Source organism: Bacillus sp. FSL K6-0138, from assembly GCF_037982765.1.
Lineage (GTDB): Bacteria > Bacillota > Bacilli > Bacillales > Bacillaceae > Bacillus > Bacillus glycinifermentans.
The window spans coordinates 1,165,001-1,181,933 of record NZ_CP150286.1 but is presented as its reverse complement, the minus strand read 5'-3'; the positions used below and the strand labels follow the sequence as shown (position 1 = coordinate 1,181,933).

Below are 16,933 nucleotides of genomic sequence, written 5' to 3'. Positions count from 1 at the left end.
ACCGCCGTTTCTATTTCTTCTGTTCTACCGTAATGTCTTCTTTAAAATACTTCTCTGAAAGCTTTTTCAGTGTTCCGTCTTTACGCAGTTCGTTCAGCGCTTTATCGACTTTTTTGCGGAGCTTGTCGTGTGCATCGTCCTTTGGAAACGGGAATGCGACTTGCTCATAGACAATCGGATCGCCGGCAAGCTTCAACGGCAAGCCCGTTTTCTTAATTTGTGCGATAAGCACGCTTCTGCTGTTGACATATGCGTCTACGCGGCCGTAAGCTACGTCCTTCAGCGTACCTTCCTGTGTTTCGTATGTTTTAATGTTGATCTTATGATCAGGGTCTTTGCTTTCAAGATTTTTTGCATGGTTTGAACCGAGGACGGCTGCTACGGTTTTGCCTTTTAAGTCGGCCACCGATTTGATGTCATTGTTATCTTTTTTAACAACGATCTGTGTTCCCGCATAAGCATACGGTTTTGTGAAATTGTACGTTTGCTTGCGTTCGTCGGTAACCGCCACCTGATTGGAAATGGTGTCAAGCTTTCCGGTTTGCAGCTCTCCCATCAATCCACTGAATTCAAGAAGCTTCCAATCGAGCTTCATATCAAGCTTTTTCGCAACTGCCGTCATTACGTCAACATCAAAACCTGTCAGCTTCCCGTTTTCTTTATAAGCGAACGGATAGCTTTGCCCTGTTGCACCGACATGCAGTACGTTGTTCTCTTGTTCATTGCTGTTTCCATTTCCGCATGCTGATAATACCGCCGTCATTAGCGCAGCAGCAAGCAGCATAATCCATTTTTTCTTTTTCATCAGATGTCCCCGCCTTTTTTATGTTATAGATCAGTCCGTAATTGTTTTTTCATATAAACCGTAATGTGTCCTTTGCCAAGATCCTGTTCCCCTGAGCGGACATAGCCTTTTCTCTCATACATGTCGATCAGCCACGGATGCTTATCCGCCGTGCCGAGTGATACGAACGGAACCTTCAGCGTATCGCGGAGGATCGTCTGTTCGAGCCATTCTAAGAGCTCTGAGCCAACTCCTTTTTTTCCAGAGGCCGGGTCTACAGCAAACCACCAGATATGAGGGACCCCGTACGGCCCGGGCTGCTGTCCCCATGGCATTCTTATTGAAATCGTCGCGATGATCCGTCCGTCTTCTTCCATGACATAGCACGCATTTTTCCGGATATTGTTTAAGACCAGATCCAGATCGGCATGTGCTGCGGCAAAATGAATGCCCAGCTTTCGTATCGGCTCATAGGCCCGCTCGGTAAGCGCCAGAAGCTCTTTTGCATCGCTTTCGTCTGCCATTCGGTATCGTCGCGTCATCGAACGTTTCCCTCCTTTATTTTGAATAGCGGTTGGCCGGTTTATCCAAACCGAAATGATCCCTTAATGTTGCACCTTCATATTCTTTTCGAAACAGCCCCCGTTCCTGCAGAATCGGAACGACCTTGTCAACGAACAGCTCAAGCCCTTCCGGAAGAAGAGGCGGCATGATATTAAATCCGTCACAAGCTTTCTTGTCGACCCATTCCTGCATTTTATCAGCGAGTTGTCCAGGAGTCCCTACAAATATATGATGTCCTCTGGAACCGGCGACATATTGATAAAGCTGACGTATCGTCATATTGTCTCTCTCAGCCATTTCTTGAACAAGCTTAAAGCGGCTTTTCACCGCGTTTGAAGCATCGGCGTCCAATTGAGGCAGAGGCCCGTCAAGCGGATAGGCTGACAAGTCTATGCCGCCTAAATAATTTTGAAGGATTTGCAATCCGACAGATGGAATAATTAAATCCTGAAGTTCTTGATATTTGGCCTGCGCCTCTTCTTCTGTATCGGCAATCACCGGGAAAATACCAGGCATAATCGCAATTTTCTCGGGATCGCGCCCCAGCTCCGCCGCCTGCTCTTTGATCGATTGGTAAAACGCTTGAGCAGACTCCAAATGGTTTTGCGCCGTGAATATCACTTCAGCCGTTTTGGCAGCCAGCGCTTGTCCGTCTCCCGATGAGCCGGCCTGAATAATAACCGGTTGGCCCTGTGGGGTTCTTGCGACATTTAGAGGCCCGCGGACTGAAAAATATGTGCCTTTATGGTTGAGCTCGTGCATTTTTTCTTTATCGAAGAATTCGCCGGTTTCCTTGTTTCTGATAAAGGCATCTTCTTCCCACGAATCCCACAAACCCTTCACAACCTCCACAAACTCCTCTGCCCTCTGATAGCGAAGATGATGTTCGAGATGCTTCTCACCGCTGAAATTCAACGCCGTCGATTCAATGGAAGAGGTCACCACATTCCAACCGGCGCGCCCGCCCGAAATATGGTCAAGGGAAGCGAACTGTCTCGCAATATGAAACGGCTCGCTATACGTAGTCGAAGCGGTAGCTGCCAGGCCGATTTTAGACGTCACCTGCGCCAATGCGGAAAGCAGAGTAAACGGTTCGAATCTTGTTAACACGTTCGGATGCGATTTGCTGTCTATTGAAAGGCTGTCAGCTAAAAACAGCATATCGAGTTTGCCCCGCTCAGCTGTTTTGGCAAGCTCTTTAAAATAATCGAGGTTCATACTGGCGTCTTCAGGAGCACTCGGATGCCGCCAAGATGCTACATGATGTCCTGTTCCTGCAAGAAACACGCCTAGTTTTATTTGTTTCATAACGTTTTCTCCTTTTATGATTTTTTAGGCTGCAAAGGTCAACACATAATCCTTTTAATCCTAGATATTTAATATGAATAAATCAAAATGTACATTTGTCTCGAAAGTTTGTCAATAAAATGAACTCAATTTTTTATTTTAAAATTAAAATAAGATTGAAAATTGATGAAAATAAGGAGCGTACAGGAGGTTTTCACAAAAAATGACCCGTTAGAAAACGGGCCGGATTTCAAAAAAACCGGCTGCTAAGCGAGCCGGTCCAAACGAGAAGGGAATAATGTACAACTTCAATATACTTGTTGGCGAACGGGAAAACAAATCTTAAAAACGGAAAAATCAACGGCACGCTTACGTTTTACGGCCTGAAAACGTCCATTTTAAACGAATGTTTTCTTAAGGTGTTTGCATCAACCTCAAACCCCATGCCGGGCCGGTCGGGAACCTGTATAAAACCGTCTTCGATCCTGATTTCCGGCTTTACGATATCCTCTTCCCAATAGCGTGAAGACGACGAAATATCCCCCGGGATCACAAATTGCGGAAGGGAGCTCAGAGCGATATTGTGCGCTCTGGAAATCCCAGTTTCGAACATGCCACCGCACCAGACAGGCATGTTATGCTGTTTGCAAAGGTCATGAATCTTCAGCGCTTCGGTCAATCCTCCGACCCTTGAAGGCTTGATATTGATGATTTTGCAGCTGCCGAGCTCGATTGCTTTCCTCGCATCATCAGCAGAGCGTATGCTTTCATCAAGGCAAATCGAGGTTTTGATATGCTTTTGCAAATGGCGGTGGTCCACGATATCATCATCAGCCAGCGGCTGTTCGATCATCATGAGCTTGAATTCATCAAGCGACTTGATTCTGCTGATATCTTTTATATCATAGGATGAGTTCGCATCCGCCATCAGCGGCACGCGCGGAAAATGCCTGCGGATTTCTTTTAAAAGCTCGATATCCTGTCCTGGCTGAATTTTAAGTTTTATTCTCTGATAACCTTCTTTTACATATTGATCAATTTCGCGAAGCATGTCTTCCAATGGAGCAAGTCCGACGACAACCCCCGCGGGCACCTCCGTTTTGATGCCGCCCAAGGCTTCGCTTAATGTGATGCCGTTCTTTTGTGCGTGAATGTCCCAAAACGCAGCTTCCAGCCCTGCTTTTGCCATCCGGTTGCCCTTAAAGCCGCGAAGCTTTTCAGGAATGTCGGAAGGATGTGTGAATGATTCGTGAAGCACAGCCGGGATAAAAAAATCTTTGAGCATATGGTAGCATGTCTCGGTTGTTTCTTCCGTGTACCATGGAGAAGAAAAGGCGGAGACTTCCCCCCAGCCTGTCACACCGTCTTTATCCTTCGCTTCTATAATGATGAATTTTCGTTCCTGAAAGGTTTCCAAGCTTGATGTAAAAGGCTTTTTCAGCCGCATGCTGAGATGGTACAATGTGAGCTGTTTGATTTGAATCATTGGCGCTCTCCTCTACAGTTTGTGTCTCATCAATTTGTTCGATGCATTGCGCGGCAGTTGCCGGACAACATGAAAGGCTTTCGGAACCTTATATGAAGCAAGCCGCTCTTTGCAAAACCGGATCAGCTCCTGCTCCTCCACATGCTCATTGACGACAAGATAAGCGTGCGGGACTTTTCCCCATGTTTCGTCATCCGCTCCTCTTACTCCTGCTTCATCAACGGCAGGATGAGAGAGGAGAACCGCTTCAACCTCTGCGGGATAAATGTTTTCTCCGCCTGAGATGATTAAGTCTGATCGTCTGTCAAGCACATACAAAAATCCGTCATCGTCAAGATACCCGATATCACCGGTTCTAAACCAGCCATCATTGAACGATTCTTCGTTTGCCGCTTCGTTTTTTAAATAGCCTTTCATGACAGTCGGCCCTTTCACGCAGATTTCGCCGTGTTCGCCGGTTTCCGCTGGCGCGCCGTTTTTTTCAATTCTAATGCCGGAGGCAAAAAGCGGTTTGCCGGCTGATCCCAGCTTTGTCATGCTGTATTCGGGCGCGAGTGTCGCAACTTGTGAACACGTTTCCGTCATGCCGTACGACTGAACGACTGGAAGCCGCTTCCTTTTGCATTCTTCAAGCAATGAATACGGCGCAGGCCCGCCTCCAAGCAAAAGGCATCTCAGAGATTCCGGACAATTGTCCACACGCGCGGCCAGCCGGGAAAGCATCGTCTGAACGACAGAAATGACGGTCACTTGATGATCGTTGATCGAACGGAGAACATCATCCGCGTCAAATTTTTGATGCAGAACAACAGCCATACCGTAGATGACCGATTTAAACAGGGCAGACAGTCCGCTGATGTGAAAGAGCGGCAAGGCGATAAGCCACCTTTCATTTTCGGCGAGCCCCAAATTCAATGCAGAAGAAACCGCGCTGAAATAATGGTTGGCAAATGTTTGCATAACCCCTTTCGGCCTTCCGGTCGTACCCGACGTATACATGATGGTCGCCGTATCGTCCAGATGGATGTCCGCTTCCTTTATAAGCGGCTCGGCCTTGATCGCTTGAATGTCTTCGATTTGAACGGTTCGGATCGAAAGGTCTTGTGAATGCTCTTCTGCAAAAGGCTGTTCGGTAATCAGCAGTTTCGCCTCCGAATGCTCGATCTGATACATTCTTTCTGCCTTTGACAGCTTTGTGTTCAGCAAAACGAGGCGGACGCCGAGTAAAAAGCAGGCGTGTACCGCAATGACCATTTCGGTCCGGTTTGTTAAAAGAACGGCTGCCGTATCCCCTTTTCCGATGGAGCAGTTTTTCAGCTGTGCCGCCATTTTTTTCGCTTCTTCATACAATTCCAGGAAGGTCAGCTGCTGATTTCCCTGAATCAGAGCCAGCCTGTCGGGTGTCAGTTCTGCCCGCTGTTTAAGCCAGTTCGGCTGGTCCATTAGCATGTCATCATCTCCAAAGAAAATTTCTCGATTGATAAAAGAAAACAGCTCAGTTACACCAAGCTGTTTCTTTCTCGTTTTTACGGAAAACGAGGGAACTGTCCAAAGTCCGGACGGCGTTTTTCTTTAAACGCATCACGACCTTCTTTTGCCTCATCCGTCGTGTAATAAAGGAGCGTCGCATCTCCGGCGAACTGCTGGATGCCTGCAAGTCCGTCCGTATCGGCGTTAAACGCTGCTTTGAGGAATCTGAGAGCCGTCGGGCTTTTCTCAAGCATTTCTTCACACCACTTAATCGTTTCTTCTTCAAGCTTCTCAAGCGGAACAACCGTGTTGACCAGACCCATTTCCAACGCTTCCTCCGCATTATATTGACGGCACAGATACCAGATTTCGCGGGCTTTTTTATGGCCGACGATCCGCGCTAAATAGCCTGAACCGTATCCGGCGTCAAAGCTGCCCACTTTTGGTCCGGTTTGTCCAAAAATCGCGTTGTCTGCGGCAATTGTCAAATCGCAAACGATATGCAGCACATGACCGCCGCCGATGGCATAGCCTGACACCATCGCAACGACCGGTTTCGGAATGACACGGATTAAACGCTGCAAATCAAGAACGTTAAGACGCGGAATCTGGTCTTCTCCGACGTATCCTCCGTGGCCCCTTACCTTTTGGTCACCGCCTGAGCAGAACGCCTTGTCTCCTGCTCCTGCAAGAATGATGACGCCGATATCCGCATCATCCCTCGCATAGGCGAAAGCATCGATCAGCTCGGTAACGGTTTTCGGACGAAACGCGTTATGTACTTCAGGACGATTGATCGTAATTTTTGCAATGCCATTGTATGTTTCATATAAAATATCTTCATATTGACGTTCGCTTTTCCATTCTACAGTCATGAACGTGACCTCCTATTTGAATATAAATTCACTTACTATTTTACCAAAAAAATCGGGCTCTTCCACATGTACAGCATGTCCTGTTTGTTCGGCAATCACCAGGCGGCTGCCGGGAATTTTCCTGTGCATGTTTTGATTGATCGCGACAAATTTTTTGTCAAGGCTGCCGGCGATGAGGAGAACTGGAAATGTGATATCACCCAGCTTGTCCCACCATGACGGCTGTGAGCCGGTTCCCATCCCGGTCAGGCTGCCCGCAAGGCCGGTCGGGTTGTTGCTCAGACGCTCTTCGCGGATCTTCTTTCTTTTGGACGCCTCAAGCGACAATTGGGAAGCAAACAGCGGAATCTGTTCCCAGTAATCGACGAACGATTCAATTCCTTCGTTGATGATCCTCTCTCCGAGCCGGGCGTCCTGATCCCTCCGGCTGCGTCTTTCTTCTTCTGTTTGAAGACCGGGGGAGCTGCTTTCCAACACAAGCCCTGATACGCGCTCAGGATGCGTCATGGCAAAAGAGAGAGCAAGCCTTCCTCCCATAGAATAGCCGACAAGATCCACTTTTTTCAGCTTCAGCAGATCAAAAATCTCCAATAGATCGGCGGCTTGCTGTTCTGTCGTGTACCGCTGATTGTCGGCGGGCGAATCGGTTTTGCCGTGGCCGAGTAAATTCAGTTTGATGAGACGGATGCCTCGAAAATGTTCGTCAGTCTCATCCCACGTTTTTGCGCTGCCGGTAAATCCGTGCAGAAAAACCGCCGTTTTTTCCGCAGATGCTCCGTTGTCTTCAATTTCATAGCCTATGCCGTCCCGCAACGTCAGTCTCAAAACGGCCACTCTTTTCTGATTTCATACAGCACCGTATCAAGCAGCCGGCGATGCAGCTCAACACGGGTCTCGCGCCTCGTTTTCACTTCGATGATATCAAGCCCGCAGCGGTTGACAGAAGACAAGTAGGCATCGGCGAATTCTGCGGAAGACTCAGGGCACGCGTAGCGTCCGCCGTACAATTTGGCGGCATGCTCAAATTCCAGCCCTGTCGGCGTTCCGAATAATTGTTCAAAATATCGTTCTTCAGCAGACTGGGGAAGGAATGAGAAAATCCCTCCGCCGTCATTGTTGACGAGAACGACCGTCAGCGGAATGTCCAGCGTTTTAGTGACAAGCAAGCCGTTTAAATCATGGTAAAAGGATAAATCTCCGATTACGAGCGTCACCGGCTCTTTTGTGGCAGCATATACGCCGAGCGCTGTCGACACGACGCCGTCAATTCCGTTTGCCCCCCTGTTGGCGAAAATTCGGAAAGGCCTGTCCTGATTTTCAAAAAACGTATCGGCATCGCGGATCGGCATGCTGTTTCCGACAAAAAGGGAGCTGTTTTCCGGGATGATATGCTGCAGATTGCGGTACACATTTCCTTCAAATGTAAGATCCTCAGCTTCAAGATTTTTTAAATGGCGTCGGAAACGGCTGTCTGCAAACTGCCATTTTTCCAGCCAGCGGCCCGCTCTTTTTTCGCGTATGGAAGCGGCCGCAGCTTTGGCAAATTCCCGTTCTGAACAATGCATCATCCAGGAGCTTCGCTGTGTCGGATCGCGCCAGCCGCCATCGGGATCGACGACAATCTGCCAGATCCCGGGGTTTTGTTTTAAAAGCTGGAACAGCGGCTTGGAAACCGGCATCGGTCCAAACCGGATGACAAGCTTCGGCATAAGGGAAGCTTTCAGCTCTTCATCCCTTAAAAGCGAATCATACGCAGCAATGACCGATTTCTTCGAATGCGCGCCGTTCCGCAGGTTTGACAAAGGGTCTGCTAAAATCGGATACCCCGTCATCTCCGCAAGCGATAAAATATCGCGCTTCACATCGTCATTCGGAAGTTCCCCGCAGACAATGATGCCTTCTTCCGTATCGCTGATCAAGGCCATCACCGCTTCAAGCTCTTTTTGATCAGCAGCGGCGGCGGCGTTTGATACAGACACATGACGGCCCCTTTCCGTCCGTTGAAAAGGATCGGCATTAAGGTTCGGCATGAGCGGCTCTCTTAACGGAAAATTGATGTGCACCGGTCCGTTCGGCGCTCTCGACGCTTCTCCTGCGGCACGGCTTGCTACTGAACGAATGTACGCCAGCATATCAGGATGTGCATCAGGCAAAGCCGAGTCTGTGAAATACTTAACAAAGTTGCCGAATAAGAATTGCTGATCAATCGCCTGAGGTGCACCTACTTCACGCAGCTCGTGCGGCCGATCAGCCGTTAAAACGATGAGCGGTATTCTTGAATAATGAGCCTCAACGACAGCCGGATAAAAGTTCGCCGCAGCCGTTCCCGACGTACAGATCAACGCAACGGGTCCCCGCTTCGCTTTTGCGATCCCCAATGCAAAATAGCCTGCCGACCTCTCATCGATATGGACGTGAACATTGATGTCCGGGTGGGCAGCCGCCAGAATCGCAAGAGGCGTTGACCTTGATCCGGGACAGATGACGGCTTCAGTAACGCCTGCGAGTGAAAGCTCATCAATAAAATTGCCTATATATGTTGTAATCGGGTTTTCTGTCAAAGGGTATCGCCTCCAAATGCGGACAGCATAGGCTTAAATTTAATTTGTGTTTCCTCATATTCAAGCAGCGGATCGGAATCAGCGACAATTCCGCAGCCGGCAAACAGTCTGGCCTCGTTCGATTCGATTAATCCGGAGCGGATCGCAACGGCAAACTCCCCGTTGCCTGCGATGTCGATCCATCCGACCGGGGCGGCATACCATCCTCTTGACATCGGTTCGCTGTTTCTGATGACCTCGACCGCTTTGTGCTGCGGCGACCCTCCGAGTGCCGGAGTCGGGTGAAGCTGCTCAATCAAATCGAAGAGCGACGCTTGATCATTCATTTGACCGACGACAGGTGTATATAGATGCTGAACGTTTTTCGTTTTGTACAATCCGGGCTTGGCCGGCTTTTTCACGCGGCTGCAGTTCGCCAAAAACGCCTGATGGATCATACCCACGACAATGTCGTGTTCAATAAGGTTTTTCTCATCGTTCAATAGCTCAAGGCCGAGCATCCGGTCCTCCTGTTCGGTTTCGCCTCTTTTAATCGAACCGGCCAGACATGTGGACAGCACTTTCATTCCGTCCTTTTTGATCAGCCGCTCCGGAGAAGCGCCGACAAAGCTTTTGCCGTTTTCCTCAACGGCGAAAATGTAGCTTGTTTTTTGCTCTGACATCAGTTTGAACAATACTTCATGAAGCTTGACGGGCTTATCGAACGTCAGCAGGATGTCCCGCGCCAGCACGACTTTATCGTATGCCCCTTTTTTGATGTCGTTTGTTGCACGGCGAATCGCATCAAGCCACTCTGACACATGCAATTCCTCTTTCGCTTCAATCCGGGCGCCCGCTTTTTCATCTTCTTTGAAAGCGCTAATATTTGTCAGATGTAGAGAAGCGGCCTTTAATTCGGCAAGAACCTTGCTTGCATCCTCATCGGGAGACTTCCATTTGTTCACCGTTAAAAACGCTTCTTCCCCTGCTTTTGTCAGCATGGCAGAGGGAACAAAAAAAGCTCCTTCCGGATAACCCTCCCAATGCTGCTCTCTTGTTTCCAGCGGATCAAAAGAAAAACCGCCGAACAGCAAAGGGCCCACTGCCGCTTGATGAAGATCTTCACCTTCATGAAAATGGTAGGCTTTTTCTTTTACACGCGCCCATTGTTGATCGATTTCCCGATAACGGCCTGCATCCTTCCCGCTTGTGGAAATCGTCAATTCCCTTCCCAAGCCGACAAGCGTCATTTCGCCGTCAGGATCGGACCAAAAAAACCGCTTCCCGGCGAATGCTTCTTCTCCGCTTTTGAAAAAAGAAAGGGCATCTATATTTTTTATTTTTCTGGAATAACTTATTAAAACAGCATGGTTGACTTTTTTGACGATATTTAACGCTTCAGATGCTTCCCTTAGGGAAGTGCGCTGCACTGTTGTCACCATGAGACATTCCTCCAAAGTCCGTAAAATGCTTTTTTAACCATACACCTGTGAACGATGTGTGTCAACAAAACGACACTTTGTTAACAGACCCCTTACTATTATAAACTTAATCGGCCGAATGAAAAAGGCAAGGTGTTTTATTATTTTTTTCGGGGCTGTCTCACCGCTTTTTTTCTAACAATATCACCCATTATATTGACACCTTTTTTAACTTTTTCTAAACTTAGTATGGACGTGTACGTATTAAAACTAAAGGAGTCAAACTTTATGCAGCATCAATCACTTTCAGGAAGTGTTTCTGGAATAAAACCTGAAAAAAGCTGGCGCGTGTGGTGGATGTTGACAAGGCCGCATACGCTGACAGCCGCATTCGTCCCTGTTACACTCGGGACGGTCCTGGCTCTTCAAACAGGCCGTATCGACATCTGGCTGTTTATCGCCATGCTTGTCGCTTCGATTCTAATCCAAATCGGAACGAACTTATTTAATGAGTATTTTGATTTCGTCCGCGGGCTCGATAATGAGAATTCGGTCGGAATCGGAGGTGCGATTGTCCGCCACGGGATGAAGCCGAAAACGGTATTATATACGGCATACGGATTGTTTGCAGTCTCCGTCTTGCTCGGAGTATATATTTGTATGTCTTCAAGCTGGTGGCTGGCGCTTATCGGATTAGTATGCATGGCCGTCGGCTATCTTTACACAGGAGGCCCGCTTCCGATCTCCTATACGCCGTTTGGCGAAATTATGTCAGGCGTCTTCATGGGAATGATCATCATCCTCATCTCCTATTATATCCAGACCGGTGAACTGACCTGGAACGTGTTTCTGATCTCGCTTCCGATCACGATTTTAGTCGGGGGGATCAACCTGTCCAACAACATCCGAGATCTGGCCGGGGATAAAGAAAACGGACGAAAGACGCTTCCTATTTTGGCAGGGCGGAAAAATGCCGTGCATATTTTAAGCTGGGCATTCATTATTTCCTATTTGTTAATCGGACTTTACATCGTCATGGGGATTGTTACGGTATGGAGCGCTATTGTTCTGCTAAGCCTTCCGAAACCGGTCAAAGCAATCAAAGAATTCAAAGCAAAAGAAAAACCGGCAGAATTGATGATCGCCATGAAATCCACGGCACAGACGAACACATTTTTCGGCCTGCTTTTAGCGATTGGCGTTTTGATTCATCATTTTGTCTAAAAAGAGCCTTAACCGGCTCTTTTTTTTGTTTTTTTATAATGAAAGTTCTTTTTAAAATCGTTCATACTAAAAAGGCAGCACTTTTTAGAAACGAGGCGATGCATGTGCTAACAAAAGAACAGTTGACAAAGCTCGAAAACGAACTCAAAGCGGGCAAAGAACAAATTATCAGCCGTTTTAAGGCTAACGGTCATTTTGGCATAGATGTTACGTTTCCTTTCAACTCAACGGGAGACCTGTCTTCATACGACAATCATCCCGGCGATGAAGGAACGGAGCTTTATGAGCGCGAAAAGGATCTCGCCCTTTACGAACATGAGAGGGAGCATTTGCACGATATCGAACACGCCCTTTCCTTAATTGAAAAAGGAACGTACGGACGCTGTGAAGTATGCGGAAAGGAAATTCCTTACGAAAGGCTGTCCGTCCTGCCGACGGCGACGACGTGCAGCGAACATTCCTCAAACATCTCCGTCTCAAAGGACCGTCCGATTGAAGAAGAAGTGCTCACTCCTCCCTACGGTCGTTTTGAACAGGATGAACGCGACGAAAATGTGGCATATGATGCAGAAGACGCGTATCAAGATGTTGAACGCTACGGCGACTCAGATACGCCTCAGGATATGGAGTTTCCTCCACAGTCGTACAGCCAGACATACATGGAATATGAAGAGCGCCTGGGAAATGTCGAAGATTACGAAAACTTCGTCGCGACGGATATTACGGGTAAAGAAATCACCGTTTATCCGACAATCGAACATGAACAATACGAGGAATTGCTTGATGAAGAAGGCATTATGACCTCATTTGGGGATCTTCCCCCGGCAGAAAAGGAACCTTATACAGAGGATGACTAAGCCCCGAAGATCCGGGGCTTATCGTCATTATTCAGCGGCTGTTTTTGATGCCCCATGTACCGTGGGCATATGCCGGTTGGCGACCGCCTTTTTATACACTTTATTAGCCTTCAAGCCGAATACAGCAATAGCATTTCAATTGCCTATAGGACGTTACCATCTCTTTTGAACGTCTCTGCCATACAAAAACCCCCTGTATTTATTAATACAGGGGGTTTGAAACGGATGACCCGTACGGGATTCGAACCCGTGTTACCGCCGTGAAAGGGCGGTGTCTTAACCACTTGACCAACGGGCCGTATATCATCATGGCGGAGAAGGAGGGATTTGAACCCTCGCGCCGCTTACGCGACCTACACCCTTAGCAGGGGCGCCTCTTCAGCCACTTGAGTACTTCTCCATATGGCTCCACAGGCAGGATTCGAACCTGCGACCGATCGGTTAACAGCCGATAGCTCTACCACTGAGCTACTGTGGAATATCATGGTGGGCCTGAATGGACTTGAACCATCGACCTCACGCTTATCAGGCGTGCGCTCTAACCAGCTGAGCTACAGGCCCATGATATGCAAATGGAGCGGGTGATGGGAATCGAACCCACGACATCAGCTTGGAAGGCTGAGGTTTTACCACTAAACTACACCCGCATCTCGCATGGGGCGGTTGATGGGAATCGAACCCACGAATGCCAGAGCCACAATCTGGTGCGTTAACCACTTCGCCACAACCGCCGCAATTTTATTAAGTTTCTACATAATGGTGGCTCGGGACGGAATCGAACCGCCGACACACGGATTTTCAGTCCGTTGCTCTACCAACTGAGCTACCGAGCCTTATATAAATGGCGGTCCGGACGGGACTCGAACCCGCGACCTCCTGCGTGACAGGCAGGCATTCTAACCAACTGAACTACCGGACCATTTTTTGATTTTTACGCATGAAATGTTTTGGTTGCACCCTTCGGGCACTCCCTATTTAATGAGTAATTTTTGGTTGCGGGGGCAGGATTTGAACCTGCGACCTTCGGGTTATGAGCCCGACGAGCTACCGAACTGCTCCACCCCGCGATGATAAAAATGTATGGCGGAGGAAGAGGGATTCGAACCCCCGCGGGCTTTGACACCCCTGTCGGTTTTCAAGACCGATCCCTTCAGCCAGACTTGGGTATTCCTCCGTAATAATGGTGGACCTTGTAGGACTCGAACCTACGACCGGACGGTTATGAGCCGTCTGCTCTAACCAACTGAGCTAAAGGTCCTTTAATAGCGGCGGAGGGGATCGAACCCCCGACCTCACGGGTATGAACCGTACGCTCTAGCCAGCTGAGCTACGCCGCCATGATCAATATAAAGATAACAAAGTGGAGCCTAGCGGGATCGAACCGCTGACCTCCTGCGTGCAAAGCAGGCGCTCTCCCAGCTGAGCTAAGGCCCCTTAAGAATCGGGAAGACAGGATTCGAACCTGCGACCCCATGGTCCCAAACCATGTGCTCTACCAAGCTGAGCTACTTCCCGTTATTATAATGGCGCGCCCGAGAGGAGTCGAACCCCTAACCTTTTGATCCGTAGTCAAACGCTCTATCCAATTGAGCTACGGGCGCAATCTTTATAATGCCGAGGGCCGGACTTGAACCGGCACGGTAGTCACCTACCGCAGGATTTTAAGTCCTGTGTGTCTGCCAATTCCACCACCCCGGCGTGGATGGTTGGAGCGGAAGACGGGATTCGAACCCGCGACCCCCACCTTGGCAAGGTGGTGTTCTACCACTGAACTACTTCCGCGAAAATTGATTGGCAATGCGGATGAAGGGACTTGAACCCCCACGTCTTTAAAAGACACTAGAGCCTGATTCTAGCGCGTCTGCCAATTCCGCCACATCCGCATGAAAATGGTGAGCCATGAAGGACTCGAACCTTCGACCCTCTGATTAAAAGTCAGATGCTCTACCAACTGAGCTAATGGCTCTAAGAATTTCTTAGATAAAAGCCGTTGATATTTTTTTCAGCAACTTTTATATTATATCATAAAAAAGTGGTGCCGGCAAGAGGACTTGAACCCCCAACCTACTGATTACGATTCAGTTGCTCTACCAATTGAGCTACACCGGCCCCTTCAAAAACCAATGGTGGAGGATGACGGGATCGAACCGCCGACCCTCTGCTTGTAAGGCAGATGCTCTCCCAGCTGAGCTAATCCTCCGGGGCAGTCATTCGAGCAACTCTCGATCTGACAAGGACTATTATATACAGGAACACACCCATTTGTAAAGGCTATATTAAAAAAATTTTATTTTCAGTTTTTTCATCATATGTGTTTCTTTTTAAGGCTGAAATGCCGCCGCTTATCTAAACAAAGAGCAGAGCAGCAAAAAAAATTTGCCGCTTTGCTGCTGTTTTTTGATGATAACGCTCTATAATAGGTTCTCCAAATGGTTAAAGAATTCCTGTCTTTTTGCGACAACAAATTTGTACTCCTGCTGGTTTTTCAAGACGACTTTAAGTCCGTTTGGTACAACCAGAAATGTGTTTCGCTTCTCAACCTTTGCAATGTCCTGAATCTTAATGTCGAGCGGTTTGTTTTGAATATTAACGCCGTGCGATGTAAAAAATAAACTTTCACTTGTTAATTTCAGTCTGCCGCCTACCGATTCTATACCTCTGAATAAATTTGCCGGAACGTCCATGATAAAGCCTTCATGTTCAACGGATTGCATCTTATTTCCCCCAATAAATATTTTTTACCATATTTATATCGGCTTTTTTTCTTTACTTATGAAGAACATATTGAAAGACATTTCAGTTATCATACTGACGATGACGGAGAATTCTCAGACTTTATTGGTTTAAAAATGCGGTATTTACTATCTTTTTCGTGAAAAACAGCTTGACTTAGAGTCTGTAAGATTAGACCAAGTCGACAAATGAGCTCCCTAAAATGAATATTAAAGAAGCTGTGGAAAGAACCGGACTTTCTGCGCATACCATACGATTTTATGAAAAAAGCGGATTAATTCAAATCAAAAGAACTGCTGGCGTCATACGGCAATTTACGGATTCTGACGTAAACTTTCTTATTTTTATAGGTACTTTGGAAAAAACAGGAATGTACCTTGAAGATATTTCAGAGTTTACAAAGGAAGGCTGTATTTTGGAACGTTTAGAATCAGTGAAAGCCAAAAAGAAAAAGTTAACAATCGCCTCTCGAATATTGAATTATTAATAAAAGCCGTAATTTTATTTTATGAAGAATACATTTATAAAAAGGCGGGAGAGGATTTTTAATATGACAGAAAAAAGGTATAAAAACGGATTAAACTGATGAACATAGTTGTTGGAGAATCTGGAAGTCACACTCGTGAGTTTTTAAACGAAATCGCGCCTGACTTTGAACGTTTTTAGTTGAATTCCCATTCGGTGACATCTACAGCCGGCAGGGTTTAGATATCAAATCCCGGGAATTAGCAACCGTTGCAGCCTTGACTGCGCTTGGATTCGCTATTCCCCAGCTGAAGGTTCATATTAATGGCGCCTTAAATGTTGGCTGCTCAAAAGAAGAAATTGTTGAATTAATCATGCAGCTTTCTGTTTATGCCGGTTTCCCGGCTGCTTTAAATGGACTGCAGGCGGCTAAAGAAGTTTTTGCAGCCAGTGATTTAATGAAAGAGGGATATTAATATGCAGAACCGAAATACATCATTTACTTGGCTTTGGCGGATTACAACACCCGGTAATAAAAAATTACTAATTGATCCATGGCTAAAAAGAATCCCTCTTGTCCCGAAACAATTCAACACATTGAAAGTGTAGATTACATTTTTTTGACCATGCGCATCGGGATCATGCCGAGGATGCCGTATGGCTTGCCAAAAAAACAGGAGCGAAAGTATTCGCAGGCTGGAAACTGGCCGTTCTTCTCCAAAAGAAGGGTGTTGAACATGTTGTTTCCATCAATAAAGGCGGCACCCGAAGATTCGGGGATATTGCAGTTACGGCTGTACATGCAGATCATTCGTCAGTATACGTTGACGGCAATGAGATTTTCTATGGCGGAGAGCCAATGGGCTACATGATCAAATTTGCGAATGGATATACGACTTATCGCGCCAAATACAAACGTCTTTGGGGATATGGCTCTTATTGCTGAATGATATGAATCAGAGCCGGCGCTATTGCCGATCGGTGATGCTTATACGATGTCCCCCCGGGAGGCGGCTAACGCAGTCCGATTATTAAAAACGAAGCACGTTATCCCTACCCATTTTGGCGTATTTGATTTTTTAACCGGCCGTCCAAGCGAACTTTCTGCTTTACTTTCTGATATTGAAGATTTAAACGTTTATGATATTATCCTGGATATATTATTGAATGGCTGTAAACAGAGATTTGTCCTGTTTCTATGGAAGCTTGACGGGCATGAGTCCGAAT

General features: G+C 47.3%; 15 protein-coding genes and 21 tRNA genes. 4 read left to right on the top strand and 32 right to left on the bottom strand.

Going from position 1 to position 16,933, the window contains the following annotated elements:
- Nucleotides 1-10 precede the first annotated feature (10 nt).
- The 9 genes from MHB78_RS06545 to MHB78_RS06505 all read right to left on the bottom strand — a co-directional run bounded on the left by MHB78_RS06545 (nucleotide 11) and on the right by MHB78_RS06505 (nucleotide 10,448).
- Nucleotides 11-805, bottom strand: a complete 795-nt coding sequence (locus tag MHB78_RS06545) for an amino acid ABC transporter substrate-binding protein (RefSeq protein WP_046130680.1) — start codon at nucleotides 803-805, stop codon at nucleotides 11-13.
- A gap of 23 nt (nucleotides 806-828) precedes the next feature.
- Nucleotides 829-1,326: a GNAT family N-acetyltransferase gene (locus MHB78_RS06540; RefSeq protein ID WP_046130681.1), complete on the bottom strand. Its 498-nt coding sequence runs from the start codon at nucleotides 1,324-1,326 to the stop codon at nucleotides 829-831.
- Between the two features lie 16 nt (nucleotides 1,327-1,342).
- Entirely contained in the window at nucleotides 1,343-2,656 is a 1,314-nt protein-coding gene (locus MHB78_RS06535) for an LLM class flavin-dependent oxidoreductase (protein ID WP_046130682.1), read from the bottom strand.
- A gap of 355 nt (nucleotides 2,657-3,011) precedes the next feature.
- Nucleotides 3,012-4,121: an o-succinylbenzoate synthase gene (gene menC / locus MHB78_RS06530; protein WP_046130683.1), complete on the bottom strand. Its 1,110-nt coding sequence runs from the start codon at nucleotides 4,119-4,121 to the stop codon at nucleotides 3,012-3,014.
- Between the two features lie 12 nt (nucleotides 4,122-4,133).
- Nucleotides 4,134-5,570, bottom strand: a complete 1,437-nt coding sequence (locus tag MHB78_RS06525; RefSeq protein WP_046130684.1) for an o-succinylbenzoate--CoA ligase — start codon at nucleotides 5,568-5,570, stop codon at nucleotides 4,134-4,136.
- A 77-nt stretch (nucleotides 5,571-5,647) separates the two neighbouring features.
- Nucleotides 5,648-6,466, bottom strand: a complete 819-nt coding sequence (gene menB / locus MHB78_RS06520) for a 1,4-dihydroxy-2-naphthoyl-CoA synthase (protein ID WP_046130685.1) — start codon at nucleotides 6,464-6,466, stop codon at nucleotides 5,648-5,650.
- A gap of 12 nt (nucleotides 6,467-6,478) precedes the next feature.
- On the bottom strand, nucleotides 6,479-7,300 hold the full coding sequence (gene menH / locus MHB78_RS06515) for a 2-succinyl-6-hydroxy-2,4-cyclohexadiene-1-carboxylate synthase (RefSeq protein ID WP_046130686.1): 822 nt from the start codon (nucleotides 7,298-7,300) through the stop codon (nucleotides 6,479-6,481).
- Complete coding sequence (menD, locus tag MHB78_RS06510; protein ID WP_046130687.1) at nucleotides 7,288-9,027, bottom strand: 2-succinyl-5-enolpyruvyl-6-hydroxy-3-cyclohexene-1-carboxylic-acid synthase; 1,740 nt, start codon at nucleotides 9,025-9,027, stop codon at nucleotides 7,288-7,290. Before menD ends, menH begins: the two co-directional genes overlap by 13 nt.
- Nucleotides 9,024-10,448: an isochorismate synthase MenF gene (locus MHB78_RS06505; protein WP_046130688.1), complete on the bottom strand. Its 1,425-nt coding sequence runs from the start codon at nucleotides 10,446-10,448 to the stop codon at nucleotides 9,024-9,026. Before MHB78_RS06505 ends, menD begins: the two co-directional genes overlap by 4 nt.
- Before the next feature lie 267 nt (nucleotides 10,449-10,715).
- Between MHB78_RS06505 and MHB78_RS06500 the strand changes: the two genes are divergently transcribed.
- A complete protein-coding gene (locus MHB78_RS06500) occupies nucleotides 10,716-11,651 on the top strand; it encodes a 1,4-dihydroxy-2-naphthoate polyprenyltransferase (protein ID WP_046130689.1) in 936 nt (311 codons plus the stop codon).
- A 104-nt stretch (nucleotides 11,652-11,755) separates the two neighbouring features.
- A complete protein-coding gene (locus MHB78_RS06495; protein WP_046130690.1) occupies nucleotides 11,756-12,508 on the top strand; it encodes a TraR/DksA C4-type zinc finger protein in 753 nt (250 codons plus the stop codon).
- A gap of 226 nt (nucleotides 12,509-12,734) precedes the next feature.
- Here MHB78_RS06495 and MHB78_RS06490 read toward each other — a convergent pair.
- The 22 genes from MHB78_RS06490 to MHB78_RS06385 form a co-directional block, all read right to left on the bottom strand.
- Nucleotides 12,735-12,806: transfer RNA gene (locus MHB78_RS06490), tRNA-Glu, on the bottom strand.
- Nucleotides 12,807-12,817: 11 nt separating this feature from the next.
- A tRNA-Ser gene (locus MHB78_RS06485) sits at nucleotides 12,818-12,908 on the bottom strand.
- A 3-nt stretch (nucleotides 12,909-12,911) separates the two neighbouring features.
- Nucleotides 12,912-12,986, bottom strand: a tRNA-Asn gene (locus MHB78_RS06480).
- Between the two features lie 6 nt (nucleotides 12,987-12,992).
- Nucleotides 12,993-13,069, bottom strand: a tRNA-Ile gene (locus MHB78_RS06475).
- A 12-nt stretch (nucleotides 13,070-13,081) separates the two neighbouring features.
- A tRNA-Gly gene (locus tag MHB78_RS06470) sits at nucleotides 13,082-13,155 on the bottom strand.
- A gap of 8 nt (nucleotides 13,156-13,163) precedes the next feature.
- A tRNA-His gene (locus tag MHB78_RS06465) sits at nucleotides 13,164-13,239 on the bottom strand.
- 26 nt (nucleotides 13,240-13,265) lie between these two features.
- A tRNA-Phe gene (locus MHB78_RS06460) sits at nucleotides 13,266-13,341 on the bottom strand.
- Nucleotides 13,342-13,350: 9 nt separating this feature from the next.
- Nucleotides 13,351-13,427: transfer RNA gene (locus tag MHB78_RS06455), tRNA-Asp, on the bottom strand.
- A 71-nt stretch (nucleotides 13,428-13,498) separates the two neighbouring features.
- Nucleotides 13,499-13,575 (bottom strand) — tRNA-Met (locus MHB78_RS06450).
- 14 nt (nucleotides 13,576-13,589) lie between these two features.
- Nucleotides 13,590-13,682: transfer RNA gene (locus MHB78_RS06445), tRNA-Ser, on the bottom strand.
- Between the two features lie 7 nt (nucleotides 13,683-13,689).
- Nucleotides 13,690-13,766 (bottom strand) — tRNA-Ile (locus MHB78_RS06440).
- A gap of 5 nt (nucleotides 13,767-13,771) precedes the next feature.
- A tRNA-Met gene (locus MHB78_RS06435) sits at nucleotides 13,772-13,845 on the bottom strand.
- Nucleotides 13,846-13,869: 24 nt separating this feature from the next.
- A tRNA-Ala gene (locus MHB78_RS06430) sits at nucleotides 13,870-13,942 on the bottom strand.
- 7 nt (nucleotides 13,943-13,949) lie between these two features.
- A tRNA-Pro gene (locus tag MHB78_RS06425) sits at nucleotides 13,950-14,023 on the bottom strand.
- A gap of 9 nt (nucleotides 14,024-14,032) precedes the next feature.
- Nucleotides 14,033-14,109, bottom strand: a tRNA-Arg gene (locus MHB78_RS06420).
- Nucleotides 14,110-14,120: 11 nt separating this feature from the next.
- Nucleotides 14,121-14,206 (bottom strand) — tRNA-Leu (locus MHB78_RS06415).
- Between the two features lie 9 nt (nucleotides 14,207-14,215).
- Nucleotides 14,216-14,290, bottom strand: a tRNA-Gly gene (locus MHB78_RS06410).
- A 16-nt stretch (nucleotides 14,291-14,306) separates the two neighbouring features.
- A tRNA-Leu gene (locus tag MHB78_RS06405) sits at nucleotides 14,307-14,391 on the bottom strand.
- Nucleotides 14,392-14,398: 7 nt separating this feature from the next.
- A tRNA-Lys gene (locus MHB78_RS06400) sits at nucleotides 14,399-14,474 on the bottom strand.
- 67 nt (nucleotides 14,475-14,541) lie between these two features.
- A tRNA-Thr gene (locus tag MHB78_RS06395) sits at nucleotides 14,542-14,617 on the bottom strand.
- A gap of 15 nt (nucleotides 14,618-14,632) precedes the next feature.
- Nucleotides 14,633-14,708: transfer RNA gene (locus MHB78_RS06390), tRNA-Val, on the bottom strand.
- A 211-nt stretch (nucleotides 14,709-14,919) separates the two neighbouring features.
- Nucleotides 14,920-15,222, bottom strand: coding sequence for a GRAM domain-containing protein (locus MHB78_RS06385; RefSeq protein ID WP_046133032.1), 303 nt, complete (start codon nucleotides 15,220-15,222; stop codon nucleotides 14,920-14,922).
- Nucleotides 15,223-15,443: 221 nt separating this feature from the next.
- Between MHB78_RS06385 and MHB78_RS06380 the strand changes: the two genes are divergently transcribed.
- Both MHB78_RS06380 and MHB78_RS06375 read left to right on the top strand, forming a co-directional pair.
- Nucleotides 15,444-15,728 (top strand): MerR family transcriptional regulator, encoded by a 285-nt coding sequence (locus MHB78_RS06380; protein ID WP_231947381.1) that lies wholly within the window; start codon nucleotides 15,444-15,446, stop codon nucleotides 15,726-15,728.
- A 199-nt stretch (nucleotides 15,729-15,927) separates the two neighbouring features.
- Nucleotides 15,928-16,182: a carboxymuconolactone decarboxylase family protein gene (locus MHB78_RS06375; protein ID WP_329761549.1), complete on the top strand. Its 255-nt coding sequence runs from the start codon at nucleotides 15,928-15,930 to the stop codon at nucleotides 16,180-16,182.
- Nucleotides 16,183-16,316: 134 nt separating this feature from the next.
- Here MHB78_RS06375 and MHB78_RS06370 read toward each other — a convergent pair whose 3' ends face one another.
- Nucleotides 16,317-16,508: a hypothetical protein gene (locus MHB78_RS06370; RefSeq protein WP_157759345.1), complete on the bottom strand. Its 192-nt coding sequence runs from the start codon at nucleotides 16,506-16,508 to the stop codon at nucleotides 16,317-16,319.
- Nucleotides 16,509-16,933: the final 425 nt, after the last annotated feature.